The sequence below is a fragment of the Pedococcus cremeus genome, assembly GCF_900111375.1.
Taxonomy (GTDB): domain Bacteria; phylum Actinomycetota; class Actinomycetes; order Actinomycetales; family Dermatophilaceae; genus Pedococcus_A; species Pedococcus_A cremeus.
This window is the reverse complement of record NZ_FOHB01000010.1, coordinates 59,202-72,860: the sequence shown is the minus strand read 5'-3', so window position 1 is coordinate 72,860 and position 13,659 is coordinate 59,202. Positions and strand designations below refer to the sequence as shown.

The 13,659-nt window shown below is 74.6% G+C and carries 9 protein-coding genes; 2 read left to right on the top strand and 7 right to left on the bottom strand.

Translation table 11 applies throughout. The features are described 5' to 3' along the window. Positions 1 to 40: 40 nt before the first annotated feature. From BMW78_RS17680 to BMW78_RS17645, 7 genes are all read right to left on the bottom strand, one after another. Positions 41 to 3,451 (bottom strand): ATP-binding protein, encoded by a 3,411-nt coding sequence (locus BMW78_RS17680; protein ID WP_177180460.1) that lies wholly within the window; start codon positions 3,449 to 3,451, stop codon positions 41 to 43. A gap of 83 nt (positions 3,452 to 3,534) precedes the next feature. Further along, positions 3,535 to 5,007, bottom strand: a complete 1,473-nt coding sequence (locus tag BMW78_RS17675; RefSeq protein WP_091762441.1) for an FAD-binding oxidoreductase — start codon at positions 5,005 to 5,007, stop codon at positions 3,535 to 3,537. A 115-nt stretch (positions 5,008 to 5,122) separates the two neighbouring features. Continuing rightward, positions 5,123 to 5,971 (bottom strand): hypothetical protein, encoded by an 849-nt coding sequence (locus BMW78_RS17670; RefSeq protein WP_218144410.1) that lies wholly within the window; start codon positions 5,969 to 5,971, stop codon positions 5,123 to 5,125. 70 nt (positions 5,972 to 6,041) lie between these two features. Beyond that, entirely contained in the window at positions 6,042 to 6,758 is a 717-nt protein-coding gene (locus tag BMW78_RS17660) for a hypothetical protein (protein WP_143056323.1), read from the bottom strand. A 226-nt stretch (positions 6,759 to 6,984) separates the two neighbouring features. Continuing rightward, positions 6,985 to 8,112, bottom strand: a complete 1,128-nt coding sequence (locus tag BMW78_RS17655) for an NAD(P)H-binding protein (RefSeq protein ID WP_091762435.1) — start codon at positions 8,110 to 8,112, stop codon at positions 6,985 to 6,987. Between the two features lie 124 nt (positions 8,113 to 8,236). Next, entirely contained in the window at positions 8,237 to 8,890 is a 654-nt protein-coding gene (locus BMW78_RS17650) for an LON peptidase substrate-binding domain-containing protein (protein WP_091762432.1), read from the bottom strand. Between the two features lie 23 nt (positions 8,891 to 8,913). Then, positions 8,914 to 9,480, bottom strand: a complete 567-nt coding sequence (locus BMW78_RS17645) for an NYN domain-containing protein (protein WP_091762429.1) — start codon at positions 9,478 to 9,480, stop codon at positions 8,914 to 8,916. Positions 9,481 to 9,589: 109 nt separating this feature from the next. Between BMW78_RS17645 and malQ the strand changes: the two genes are divergently transcribed. Both malQ and BMW78_RS17635 read left to right on the top strand, forming a co-directional pair. Next, positions 9,590 to 11,779 (top strand): 4-alpha-glucanotransferase, encoded by a 2,190-nt coding sequence (gene malQ / locus BMW78_RS17640; protein WP_091762427.1) that lies wholly within the window; start codon positions 9,590 to 9,592, stop codon positions 11,777 to 11,779. A gap of 134 nt (positions 11,780 to 11,913) precedes the next feature. After that, positions 11,914 to 13,341, top strand: coding sequence for an ATP-binding protein (locus tag BMW78_RS17635; protein ID WP_091762425.1), 1,428 nt, complete (start codon positions 11,914 to 11,916; stop codon positions 13,339 to 13,341). The last annotated feature ends 318 nt before the right edge of the window (positions 13,342 to 13,659 follow it).

Below are 13,659 nucleotides of genomic sequence, written 5' to 3'. Positions count from 1 at the left end.
CGCCGGCGGGCGGCACGCCTCGGCGTGGCCCGCTGCCACGCTAGAAGCTGAAGCGCTCCCGCTGGTCGCGCATCCACTGCGCGGCCAGCGGGATCTCCCACGCCTCCATCAGCTCGAGCGCGCGGTCGGCGTGGCGCCCCGCGAGCTCTCGTTCGCCGACGGCGGCGGCTGCCTCCGCGAGGTAGGCGTCGGCCGGGCCCATGGTGCTGCCCGAGCCGGCCGAGCAGGTGAACCCCTCGTAGGGCGCGATCTTCTCGTACGCGGCGGCGGCCAGGTCGCGGTCGCCGAGCCAGAGGGCTGCCTCCGCGGCGCAGCACCAGTTGAGCATCGAGAACCAGTCGTCGTGCTCCAGCTCGACGCGGCGGGTGGTGAGCAGCTCGCGGGCCTCGGCCTCCATGCCGCCGCGCAGCAGGAAGAGCAGCCGGGCACTGGTGGCGGGCAGGGGGCTCTCGTCGAGCATCGCGAGCACGGGGGCGACCTCGGCGCTGCGGCCCTGCCAGAGGCGCAGCGAGATGAGGGCCCCTGCGGTGGCGTCGGCGCTCTGCTGCAGCGACATCTGCTGGTCGAGCCGGACGATCCGCTCCATCCGCTCCTCGCACTCGTCGAACCGCCCGGCCATGGCCAGCCAGGGCAGCTCGAGGCTGTCGAGCACGATCAGGCCGTAGGGCAGGCGCAGGCGCTCGACCTCCCTGCGGGCCACGGCGGCCGAGTGCCACATCTGCTCCACCATCCCGAGCTCGCCCTCGACCACGGCGCGCAGGGTCAGCGAGACGACCAGGGCGCGCTCGTGGTCCAGGCGCCGCGCCAGCTCGATGGCCTCCTGCACCAGGCCGAGGCGCTCGCGCGTCGTGCGCGGGCTCCACAGCGCCGAGAAGGCGATCTGGCAGGCGTCGAGCAGCAGGGCGTCGTCGTCGATGCGCCGGGCCATGGCCAGCGCCTCGTCGACCAGCGCACGGCGCTCCTCGAACGTCGCGCCGTAGTAGAGCTCGTTGGCCAGGCCGAGCATGGTGCGGCAGCGCAGCGCGCTGTCCTCGGCCGGGAGCCGGTCGAGGCAGCGGCGCAGCGCGGCGACCACCTTCTCGTGCACCTCGCCGTGGCCGCCCGACTGCCAGAGGGCGCCGAGGGTCGGAGAGATCGCGGCCCGGCTGACGAGCTCGACGTCGCCGATGCGCTCGGCGACGTCGATGGCCTGCTCCACGGTGCGCACCAGCTCGTTCCACCTCCCCAGCCAGCGCCAGGCGTCGACGAGCTGCAGGAGCACGTCGTAGCGGTCGCGGTCGGTGGCGTCCGGGTCGTCGACCATGACGTCGAGGGCGGCCACGAGCAGCTCGGCGGACTGGTCGTGGGCGTGCAGCCGGCGCGTGACCACCGCCGCCGAGACGGCGGCCAGCCAGGCGCGGGACGCGTGTGCCGGTCCGGCGGCCAGCCAGTGCCGGGCCCGTTCGGTCTCGCGGCCGGGGCTCCGCTGGAGCACCTCGGCGACCCTGGCGTGCAGCCGCGCGCGCCGCGAGGCGGACAGGCCCGAGTAGATGGTGTCGCGCACGAGCGCGTGGGCGAAGACGAACCGGTCGATGCCGTCCTCGCGCACGAGCCCGGCCTGCTCGGCGGGCTCGAGGGCGTCGAGCACGTCGTCCTCGGGCAGCCCGGCGGAGTCGGCCAGCGTGGGCAGGTCGAACTGCCGCCCGACGACCGCGGCCGTGCGCAGCACGCCGACCGACGACTGCGGCAGCCGCTCGAGGCGGCGGACCAGAACGTCGTGCACCGCGGCGGGCGGGTGCTCCTCGGCCAGCAGCTGCCCGAGGTCGCCGCGGTCGGCCGCCAGGCGGGCGAACTCCACGAGGAAGAACGGGTTGCCCTCGGTGCGCTCCCGCAGGGCGCTGGCCTCCTCCGGCGAGGGGCGGGCGTGGGCCACCGTCTCGACGACCTCCGCCGCCTCGGCGGAGGTCAGGCCCTCCAGCTCCAGCCGCAGGGCGTGGCGACGGGCCAGGGTCTCGGCCACCTCGGCGAGGGGGCCGGTCGGCTCGGGGTGGGCCCGCCAGGAGACGAGCACCAGCAGGCGTGCCGCCTCGACGGTCTCCCCGAGCAGGCGCAGCACGCGCAGCGACGAGGCATCGGCCCAGTGCAGGTCGTCCAGGGCCACCACGACCGGGCCTTGCCCGCTGGCCTCCACGACCGCCGCGACGATCGACTCCCAGGTGCGGAACCGGCCGCCCTCGTCGTCGTCGCTGCTGTCGGTCGGCAGGTCACGCCCCAGGTCGCGGAGCACCGAGGCCCACGGCCACAGCGGAGGCGCACCGTCGTCCTGGGAGCACCGCCCGGTGAGCACGGTGGCGCCCCGCTCGCGGGCGAGTCCGAGCAGCTCGCTGGCCAGCCGGGTCTTGCCGATGCCGGGCTCGCCGACCAGGGCGGCGAAGGAGGTGCGGCCCTCCGCCGATGTCTCCAGCAGGTCGGTGAGCGCGGCCAGCTGGGCGTCACGCCCGACCATGGGCCAGGGCGCCGTGGAACGGGCCGCCGGCCCAGCGGGGACGGCGGTCGGCGCAGGCACCGTCTCCACGGTGGCCCTGGCTGCTCCGGCTGCCGCCACACCGGCCGTCGCCTCCGCCGCGGGCCCAGCCGTTGCGGTGGAAGCCACGCCCGTCCTGGGGGCCGTCCACTCCAAGACCGGGTCCTGGCGCAGCACCGCGGCCTGCAGGTCGCGCAGGCCCTGGCCCGGCTCGATGCCGAGCTCCTCGTCGAGCACGGTCCTGACGTCGCGCAGCACCTCGAGCGCCTCGGCCTGCCGGCCGGACCGCACCAGGGCCACCGCACGCAGCGCCCAGAGCCGTTCGCGGAGCGGGTGCAGCCGGGTCAGCGACTCGAGCTCGGGAACCGCGGTCGCGTGCTGGCCCAGCGCCACGGCCGTGATGATGCGGTCCTCGACCGCCACGAGCCGCAGCTCCTCGAGGCGCACCCGCTCGGCCTCCGCGGCCGGTGCGTCATCGAGCTCGGCGAAGGGCTGCCCGCGCCAGAGCGCCAGGGCGCCGTCGAGCCGGCGGGCCAGCGCGGTGAGCTCCTCGCGCGGCATCGGCGCCACGGGGTGGACCTGCGAGATCGGCTCCAGCGCCTGGTGCACCTCGGCCACCACCCGCTCGAACCGCACCACGTCGAAGGCCTCGTCCGGCAGGCGCAGCGCGTAGCCCGGGGGCACGGTGACCAGCACCGAGGCGGGCGCGCGGGCCGCACGGTCGGGCTCGAGGGCCTTGCGCAGGCCGGCGATGTAGGCCTGCAGGGTGCCGCTCACCCCGCGCGGGGGCTCGTCCCCCCAGAGCAGGTCGACGATGGTGTCGACCGACACGGCGCGGCCCCGGCTCAGGGCCAGGGCTGCGACCACGGCACGCTGCTTGCGAGTGCCCAGGTCGACCGGGACCTCACCACGATGCACCTCGGCCGGCCCGAGGATGCCCACCTCCACGAGAGGGAGGATAGGTCTCGGACCGGCCGGGGCAGCGGTGCTTTCGCCAGATCGGGTACGGGGAGCCAGTCGACTGCGCGACGTCAGTCGGTCGGCCGCCCGTCCTCCCACAGGCGTGGGATGCGGTGGTTGGCCACGAACAGCCCGTCAGGGTCGACCGCGGAGCGGATGCCCTTCAGCTGCACCCAGGCCTCCTCGCGGTAGCCGGCGTGTGCGTCGACCGGGTTCTCGGCGAAGTTGAGGTACTGCCGTCCGTTGGCGTGGGCGGACAGGGCACCCACCAGCCGCTGCGCGTCGGCGTGGCCGCGGGCCGCCATCTCCGGGTCGGCTGCGAGCGCACCGCCGAAGAGCACGAACTCGGCGTCCAGCCGGTCGAGCACGCCGCTGCCCGGGTGCGAGCGCCCGAGGGCACCGCCGAGCTGGCGCAGCTCGGCCATGAGCAGCGAGGACTGCGAGCCGGGTCCCACCTCGGTGAGGAAGGCGTCGACCGCCGCCTCGGGCAGGGCGGAAAGCATCGCCGTGTCGGAGACGACCGGTGTCGGCCCCTCGGGGTCCATGTGCAGCCGCGCGAGGCTCGGTGCCGGCACGCGGGCGAAGGTGTCCATCTCCGGGCCGAGGTCACGCAGGGCCCCGAGCACCGAGGCCGACCACTCGTCGCTGCCGAGCACCGCGCCGTCGATGACGACGAGGGCGCGGCCGCGCATCGGCTCCGGCACCTCCGGCAGCGGCGGCACGTGGAGGATGCGGAAGGCGGTGGTCACCTCGTCGGGCGCCTCGGGCGCCCAGGCGGCCCAGCGCCGCAGCACGCGCTCGGCCTCGCTGACGTCCCAGACGAGCATGCCCGCGTATGCCGTGGGGATCGGGTAGAGCCGGAACTCCAGCGCCGTGACGACGCCGAAGTTGCCGCCGCCACCGCGGAGGGCCCAGAAGAGCTCTCGGTTGGTGTGGGCGTCCGCCCGCACGTGCGAGCCGTCGGCGAGGACGAGCTCCACGGCGGTGAGGCTGTTGGTGGCCAGCCCGAGCTTGCGGGCGTACCAGCCGATGCCACCACCCAGGGTGTAGCCGGCGATGCCGACGTCGGGCGATGAGCCGTGCAGGGCGGCGAGGCCATGGGCGCCGGCGGCCTCGACGGCGGGCAGCCACAGCGCTCCGCCCTCGACGCGGGCCACCCGGCGGTGCGGGTCGACGCTGACGGCGTCCATGGCCGAGGTGCGCAGGAGCACGACGTCGTCGAGTCCGCGGGCCGCGAGCGGGGCGGCGTTGTGGCCCGTGCTCTGCGGCGCCACGCGCAGGCCGGCGTCGCGGGCGGCACGCACGACGGCCGCGACCTCGGCGACGGTGCGCGGGTGCGCCACCGCGGCGGGGCGCTGGTCGACGGCGGCGCTCCACGGCATACGGGCGGTGTCGTAGCCGGGGTCACCGGGCAGGTGGACGGAGCCGCCCGCGAGGCCGCGCAGGGACTCGGCGCGCGTGGCGGTGACGGGCCTGTTCTCGACGGCGCTCTCGACGGTGTTGGTGAGGGGGCTCTCGACGTCTGGCGTGAGCTCGATGGTCATGGGTGGTGCTCCTTGTGGGTTCCAGCGGTTGCTGGGCACCACCGTGCGACCACCCGCTTGAGCGGGGCTTGGCGCCGACTTGGGGTCGCCGACCGAGCGGCCCCAAGTGGGCGCCTCAGCCGCGGCGGACCGAGGTCTCGGAGGTCGTGCCGGGCTGGCCGACCGGCACGGAGACGCGGATCTCCTCGCCCAGGCGCCCGCCGCCGAGGAGCCGCAGGCCGTCGCCCGACCAGAACATGCCGGGGTCGTAGTAGTTGGTGGGTCGCTCGCCGTCGAGCAGCCCCATGGCCTGGTAGGTCGCGGCGACGACCTCCGCGCAGTAGGTCGTCTCGACGGGAGCGCGCCGGCGCACACGCCCGCGCAGCCACCGGCCGGCCAGCGCCACGGTGGCCGGGAAGGGCGTGCCGTCGAGCCGGGCGATGGTGCGCAGCACGGCGTCCTCCATCTCGCGGGTGACCGGGGTCTCGAGCTGCCGGAGCCAGGCACGCTGCTCGTAGCGGCCGCACCACTGGACCACCGCCTCCCGCAGGTCGTGCAGCTGCACGCCACGGTGGTGGGTGCCGGTCCACACGTCGAGCAGGCCGTGGCCCAGCTCGGCGTGCCACATCAGCGGCGGCAGGTCGTCGAGCACCACGGCCATGCCCACGTGGTTGACCGGGGCGTTGGTGACCGCACGGATGGCGTGGTCGGCGGCCGAGCGGCCACGGAACAGCCACACGTCACCGGTCCGGGTGAGGTCGACGGCGGCCTCTAGGCTCAGCACTGCGTCGTCCGACGCCGGCTCGTTCAAAGGGGTGCTCCTGCCGTGAAGCTCTGGAAGGTCCTCGGCATCGCCGGTCTCGCCGGTGTCGCCGCCACGGGAGCCATCATGGCCCGTGACCAGCGTCGACGGGCGCAGCTCGCCCCAGAGGAGATCCGCAGCCGCCTGCAGCAGCGCCTCGAACAGGCCGAAGCCGCCCCGCACGCTGATGGTGGGGGCGGCCAGCGGCTGTCCGTCGAACCCCAGGCCTCGGGCCAGGACTCGCTGGGGCGCGTCAGCTGTCTGCGGCGGCTCGCTCCGGCACGTCCGACCCGTCGGGGGCGCCGCCCCACGTGACCGGTGTGCCGGTCGCCGTGCGCGGGCCCACCATCTCGGCGGTCATCGCGATGCAGTCGGCGAGCAGGTCGACGAGCTGGCCGTACGGGTCCTCGACGCAGGCCTCGGACATGCCCTCGACCGCGAGCGCCACCAGGTGGGGCGCGGTCTGACGACGGAAGGCCCGTGCCGTCAACGGCAGGTCGGCGCGGAACTCGCGCGCCCACTGCTCAGCGGCCGGCACCCGGTCGAGCACCTCCCGCGACCGCGGCGTCATGCTGTCGCGCGGCCTGCCGTCGAGCTCGGCGAGCACCCGCTCACACGAGAGGATCCCGAGGGCCAGCACGTTCTGCCGGGTGGCGGACGCGACCGGCAGCGCGGTCGTGGCGCAGTGCAGGGCCAGCCGGGCGTCGACGTGCAGGTCGTCGCTCGTCAGGCCGATCACGGAGGGAATCATCGGCGCGAGCCGGGAGCGCACGGAGTCGGGCACCGTGTCGTTGATCTGGCGGGCCAGTCCGGCCAGCAGCGGATGCGTGCACTTCGGATGGTCGCTCCACCGCTCGCCCGCGAGGAAGGACGCCATCTCCATGAAGCAGGCGCCCTTGCGGGGTGAGCGGTGACGTCCGGTCGAGAGCACAGGGACGATGTCCGGGGAAAGAGCGACGCGTCGCGACATGGTGACTCCCACGGGTCGAGGAAGGCGAGGTGGACCCCGTCCCATACTGCGCCTGTGACTGGCGTCACGCCACCGTTCCGGCACAACGACTTCCGAATCCTGTGAGCCCCCAGCCCGGTTCGCTCCGGCTCGTCCCGACCCGTCCCGATCCGGCGTTCCCGCCGTGGCGCTTGTTCTTGCGCGCTCGTCCGGGGTGCCGGTCAGGGGTGCCGGTCAGGTGTGCCGGTCAGGTGTGCCGGTCGGCGCCCCAGGGCGACCGACCGAAGCGGGGGAGCCCCAGGAGCAGCGACTCCGCGGGGTTGCGCGGCCGCCGCACGGCCCTGCCGCCCTCGACCGAGATGGAGCCCCCGGCCCAGTCCGGGTCGCCGGGCACCGGGCCGAGCAGGTCGACCGGCCGGTCCGCCCCAGCTGAGCCGTTCCCGACCGAACCCTCCCCACCCAAGCCAGGCAGGATCGGCGCGGCCAGGGCCCGCTCGAGCGCCTCGCGCAGCGGGGTCAGCTCCCAGCCCTCCGGCAGCAGGGCGGTGCGGAAGTCGCCCTCCCGGCACACCATGTCGTGGTGCAGGCTGCCGACGAGGGCCTCGACGGTGGAGGAGGGCACGTCGGTCAGTTGCCCGGCCAGCCACCCGACCAGCAGGGTCGGGGCCACGGGCAGCGTCACCTCCGCGCGCACCAGCCCCGCGACCTCGGCGTAGAGGTCGAGCAGGTGGCGGTAGGACAGCCGCTCCTCACCGCCGATGTCGTAGGAGCGCGTGGCGGGTTCGATCTCGAGGCAGCGGGCCAGCACCTCGAGCACGTCGGTGACCGCGACGGGCTGCACGGTCGACCGCATCCAGCCGGGCAGCGCACGCACCGGCAGCCGCTCCGACAGCTGGCGCAGCACCTCGAACGAGGTCGACCCGCTGCCGACGATGATGGCCGCGCGCAGCGTGGTGGTCGGCACGCCGGAGGCGGAGAGGATCTGCTCGACCTCGTGCCGCGAGCGCAGGTGCGCCGACAGGCGTTCGGTGGGCCCGGGCGGCAGCAGCCCGGAGAGGTAGACGATCCGTGCCACGTCGTGCTCGATCGCGGCGTGCGCGAGGTGGTGCGCCGCCTGCCGGTCCTGCGCCACGAAGTCGGGACCGCCCATGCCGTGCACGAGGTAGTAGACCGACTCGGCTCCCTCGAGGGCCGCCACCACCTGCCCGGCGTCACCGACGTCCATGACGGCCACGGTGACGTCGTCGCGCCACGGGAAGCGGTCGGCCGTGCCCGCTCGGGAGAACGTCGCGGTCACCTCGTGGCCTCGCTTGAGCAGCACCGGCACCAGCCGGCGCCCGACGTAGCCGCCCGCCCCGGTCACCACCACTCTCACCGGTCGATGGAAACACCGGCCCACCCCGTCGGCAACGCGGACGCCCACGCGCGGTGCGGTGCGCCGTCGCCGGCGCCCGCGGCATACCGGGCACGCGGCACACCAAGCCGGTATGCCGGCGGGCTCAGTTCAGGTTCACGGGCGGCTCCGGGGGCCTCCCCACGGCGCCGAGCGAGTCGAGCACCGCCCGCTCGCGCCGCACGAGCTGCAGCGCGAGCCGCAGCCTCGCCTCGGTGTCGCTGCTGGCGAGCAGCAGCTGGCGGTCACCGAGGTCGAGCGTCATGGCCTGCGGCGTCCAGTAGGCCAGGGCGGCGGGGTCGTCCGGCGGCTCCAGCGGCTCGGCGCCCACGTCGGCGCGGTAGCGACTCAGCTCGGTGCGCAGCCGGGCGGCGAGGTCGGCGACGGCACCGGGGTCGCCCAGTGGCTCGCCGAGCCAGGTGACGAGGCCGCGCAGGTAGGGCGTGTCGGCGGTCTCGTCGACGGCGTCGAGGTGGAACCGCGAGGTGCCGGTCGAGACGATGAGGAACAGCCCTTCGCCCAGCGCCGCGGCGTGGGTGAGCCGGGCGGCACAGCCGACCGGGTAGAGCGCCCGCACCCCGTCCTCGCCGACCTCGAAGCCCTCGCGGATCGCGACCACGCCGAAGACGGGCGGGCGCTCGTCCTGCTGCTCGACGAGGTCGCTCAGCAGCTGCAGGTAACGGGGCTCGAAGACCTGCAGGGGCAGCTGGGCTCCGGGCACGAGCACGGTGCCGAGGGGGAACAGCGGCAGCACGGCCATCGGAGCCTCCTGGCGCAGGCGGCCTACAGGAAGTCGGCCGGGTCGAACTCGTCGATCGGGATGATCCGCACCCGCGGGAGCGGGGACCGGAACGCGCGCACGTCGTACTCGAGGTCGAAGAACTCGAGCCCGCGCTCCTCGAGCCGCAGGAAGCCGGCGTTGGCGAACTCCTCGAAGGCCACCACGCCCACCTGGCGCTTCCCGTCGACCAGCTGCTCGAGCTGGGGCAGGAAGTCACCGTCGTGGCTGACCAGCATGACGTCGGCCTCGCGCTCCTGGAGCGCGACCATGGTGCGCTGGATCGCGAGGTCGACGACCTTCTCGTGCGGGCCGCCCGAGAGCGGGATCGGCCGGTAGCCCATGGCCAGCAGGGCCTGCACGAACGGCATCGGCAGGTCGCTGTTCGCTGCGAGGAAGAACAGCCCACGGACGGGGTGGCTCCACTCCTCCTCGGCGAACTGCAGCAGCCGGTCCCAGCGGGGCCGCTCCTCGGGTTGCGGGCGCCGCGACAGGATCGACGTGCCGAGCGTGGCGTCGATGTTCTCGCCGTCGACCAGGACGTAGGTGGTGCGCGGGCTGGACTCGGCCATGGCTCGACCTTAGGGCCAGCACGAGGTTGCGGGTGGCCGACTCGACCGTCTGGCAGACTGCGAGCCGCCGGTGGGTGGCCGGCACGACCCTGCCGAAGGAGTGACCGCCATGGACGCAGCCGCTCCCCGGGCGACCCTCGTCAACCTGGCCCACGCCTACGGGGTGGCCACGGAGTACTGGGACTGGCAGGGCGCGCACGTCACCGTCGCGGACGCCACGATCCGCGCCGTGCTCGGTGCGCTCGGTGTCGAGGCCGCCGATGACGAGCAGGTGGCCCGGTCGCTGGACGCTGTCGACGAGCGCCAGTGGCGCCGCGTCCTCCCGCCCACCGTCGTGTGCCGCGAGGGCTGGACGCCGTGGGTGCCCGTCCACGTGCCGCACGGTTCGTCGGTGCGGGTGGAGGTCGAGCTCGAGGACGGCACCACCCGGGTGGTGCCGCAGGTCGACCACTGGGTCGAGCCACGCGAGGTCGACGGCGTGCTGGTCGGCGAGGCGACCTTCGAGCTGCCCGCCGACCTGCCGCTCGGCTGGCACCGGCTCCACGCCCACATCGGAGCAGCGGCGGTCGACCGGTCCGCCGAGGCGGCTGGCACCGGGAGTGCGGCCGGGTCGCCGCACATCGCCACCGCCACCCTCGTCGTCACACCCGCCACCCTCGCCCTGCCAGAGAGCCTGCGCGACGGCCGGGTCTGGGGCCTGATGGAGCAGGTCTACCAGGTGCGCTCGGAGCGCTCCTGGGGCATCGGCGACCTCTCCGACCTCGCGGAGCTGGCGGCCTGGGCCGGGGAGGACCTCGGCGCCGACTTCGTGCTGGTCAACCCGCTCCACGCCGCCGAGCCCGTGCCGCCGATGGAGCCCTCGCCCTACCTGCCGACCACCCGCCGCTTCGTCAACCCCGTCTACCTGCGCGTGGAGGAGATCCCCGAGGCGGCCGGGCTCACCGGGGCCGCCCTGCGCCGGGCGCGCGAGGCGGCCGAGTCCGGGCGGGCCCTGAACACCGACGACACCATCGACCGCGACGCGGTGTGGGCGGCCAAGCGCGCCGCCCTCGAGGAGGTCTACCGGCTCGGGCTCACGGGCCGGCGGGCCCGCGACTTCGCCCGCTACTGCCGCACCGAGGGCGAGGGCCTGCTGACCTTCGCGACCTGGTGCGCGCTGGCCGAGGAGCACGGGCTGCCGTGGACCGCCTGGCCCGCGGGCCTGCAGGACCCGGCGAGCGCGGAGGTGGCCGCGTTCCGCGAGACCCATCGAGACCGGGTCGACTTCCACCGCTGGCTGCAGTGGCTGCTCGACGGCCAGCTCGCCGCCGTGCAGCGCGACGCCAAGGCGGCCGGCATGTCGCTCGGGGTGGTGCACGACCTCGCCGTCGGGGTGAACCCGCACGGCGCCGACGCCTGGGGCCTGGCCGACGCCCTCGCCCGCGGCGTGACCGTCGGTGCGCCGCCCGACCAGTTCAACCAGCTCGGCCAGGACTGGGACCAGCCGCCGTGGCGACCCGACCGGCTCGCCGAGCTGGGCTACGCGCCCTACCGCGACATGCTGCGCACGGTGCTCAAGGACTCCGGCGGCATCCGCGTCGACCACATCATCGGCCTGTTCCGCCTCTGGTGGGTGCCGCAGGGCCACCCGGCCAGCGAGGGCACGTACGTCCGCTACGACCACGAGGCGCTGGTCGGCATCCTCGTGCTCGAGGCACAACGCGCGGGTGCGGTCGTCGTCGGTGAGGACCTCGGTGTCGTCGAGCCCTGGGCCCGCGACTACATGCGCGAGCGCGGTGTGCTCGGCACCTCGATCCTCTGGTTCGAGTGGGACTCCGAGGGCAGGCCGCTGGCGCCCGAGCGCTACCGCGAGCTCTGCCTCTCGACGGTCACCACCCATGACCTGCCGCCGACCGCCGGCTACCTCGGGCTGGAGCACGTGGCCCTGCGCGACCGCCTCGGGCTGCTGACCCGGTCGGTCGAGGAGGAGCGAGCCGTCGAGCTGGAGTCCATCGGCAACGTCAAGGCGCTGCTGCGCGAACGCGGGCTCATCGGCGACGACGCCGGCGTGCCCGAGGTGGTCGAGGGCCTGCACCGCCTGCTGGCGCAGACGCCCTCGCGGATGCTGGGCGTCGCCGTGACCGACCTGGTCGGCGACATCCGCAGCATCAACCAGCCCGGCACCCAGGACGAGTACCCCAACTGGCGACTGCCGCTCGCCGGGCCGGACGGTCGGCCCGTCGGTCTGGAGCAGGTGATGGCCTCGCCGGCCGCGCCGCGGCTCGCCCGGGCAGTCGGCCGGCTCATCCCCGCCGAGTGAGGCGCGAGGCCCACCCGCCTTCCTAGCGTGGTGGGGGCACGGCGGCGGTATGCCGCGTGCTGGCGGTCCGCGGCACTCCGCGAGTGCCCGCTGCGCGGCATACCCGCGGCACCGCTCGTCCTCGGGAGGGCACCATGGCCACCGACCTGTCCGTCACCACCGCACCCGCCGCCTGGTCGTCCGACGGGCGCACCTTCACCTGCACCACCGAGCTGGTCGAAGCGCCGGCGCCCGGTGACGTGGTGGTGCTGGAGCCGTCACCGGGGCAGCAGCTGCTCGCCCAGGTGCGGGCGAGCAGTCCCCTGCCGGGCGGTGAGGGCAGGTTCGGCGGCGGGGGGCAGGCCGTCCAGGCCTCCGGTGTCGTGCTCGGCCCCCTCGACGCCTCCGGCGGCCCGACCAGCGCCCCCGTGCAGCCGTTCGCGTCGGCCGTCCTGCGACCGGCCTCCGCCCCACACCTCGAGGCGCTCCAGCGGGCGCGCGGCGCCGGGCTCGAGGTCGGCAGCTGGCACAGCGGCGACGTCGAGGTGCCCGCGCGCCTGCGGGCCGGCGGGTTCAACCGGCACACCTTCCTGTGCGGCCAGAGCGGCTCCGGCAAGACCTACTCCCTGGGCGTGGTGCTCGAGCAGCTGCTGCTCCACACGGCACTGCGCATGGTGGTGCTCGACCCCAACGGCGACTTCGTCCGGCTGGGGCAGGTGCGGCCCGGCGCGCCCGGCGAGGCATCAGAACGGTTGGCTGCCAACGACATCCGCGTGCTGCGGCCCGAGGCCGGTGGCGGAGACCCGCTGCGGCTGCGGTTCCGCACCATGCCCCGTGCCGCGCAGGCGGCGATCCTGCGGCTCGACCCGATGCACGACCGCGCCGAGTACAACCTCTTCCTGCACCTCGACGAGAGCTACTACGAGAAGGGCCTCGGGCCGATGGTCACCCGGCTGCGCGCCGGAGAGGACGACGAGCGGGCGATGGCCCAGCGCATCGAGAACCTCGGGCTGCTCGACTGGGAGGCGTGGGCCGGCGAGCTCACCTCGGCGGCCGAGGTCGTGGCGGGCGGGGCCCGAGCCACGGTGATGGACCTCGGCGGCTTCCGTGACCCCCTCGAGCCGCAGGCCGTGGCGCTCGACGTGGTGGAGTCCCTGTGGGCGCAGCGAGAGAGCCGGACCCCGACCCTCATCGTGGTCGACGAGGCACACAACCTCTGTGCGGCGCAGCCCCGGGGACCGCTGCAGACGGCGCTGACCGAGCGGCTGGTGCAGATCGCCGCCGAGGGACGCAAGTACGGGTTGTGGCTGCTGCTCTCGACCCAGCGGCCGTCCAAGATCCACCCACAGGTGCTCACCCAGTGCGACAACCTCATGCTGATGCGGATGAACTCGCCGGGCGACCTCGCCGAGCTGGGTGCGGTCTTCGGCTTCGCCCCCGAGCAGATGCTGCGCTCGTCGCCGTTCTTCGCCCAGGGCGAGGCGTTGTTCGCCGGCGGGTTCGTGCCGGCGCCGATGCTGGCCCGCATGGGCGCCCGGATCACCCAGGAGGGCGGCAGCGACGTGGCGGTGCCGCTGCCGTGACCCGCGGCCCCTTCATCGGGCGGACGTGCCGGCGACCGTCCGGAGCGTGAGACCCCCGGGAAGTCGCTGGACCCGCGCGCGGCCGGCGTGCTGGACTGACGGCATGTCTTCGACCACCGCGGCCGTCCGCGTGCACATGGTGTCCATGTGCCGCTGCGCCATGCGGTGTTGCTGCTGCGCCTGACCCGGCCTCACCGGACCGCACCAGCCCGCCCCAAACCTGGGCGCCTCGACGCGAATGTCGGCGCCCCGCAACGGAGAAGACATCCCATGGAAGCCAGCCTCACGGCATACCGCCGGCTCCACATCGACCTGCAC

Excerpts from the sequence above, each read along its gene's own strand:
- BMW78_RS17675 (WP_091762441.1), bottom strand. The coding sequence starts at position 5,007 with ATGACCATCGAGCTCACGCCAGACGTCGAGAGCCCCCTCACCAACACC.
- BMW78_RS17660 (WP_143056323.1), bottom strand. The coding sequence starts at position 6,758 with ATGTCGCGACGCGTCGCTCTTTCCCCGGACATCGTCCCTGTGCTCTCG.
- BMW78_RS17650 (WP_091762432.1), bottom strand. The coding sequence starts at position 8,890 with ATGGCCGTGCTGCCGCTGTTCCCCCTCGGCACCGTGCTCGTGCCCGGA.
- BMW78_RS17645 (WP_091762429.1), bottom strand. The coding sequence starts at position 9,480 with ATGGCCGAGTCCAGCCCGCGCACCACCTACGTCCTGGTCGACGGCGAG.
- malQ (WP_091762427.1), top strand. The coding sequence starts at position 9,590 with ATGGACGCAGCCGCTCCCCGGGCGACCCTCGTCAACCTGGCCCACGCC.
- BMW78_RS17635 (WP_091762425.1), top strand. The coding sequence starts at position 11,914 with ATGGCCACCGACCTGTCCGTCACCACCGCACCCGCCGCCTGGTCGTCC.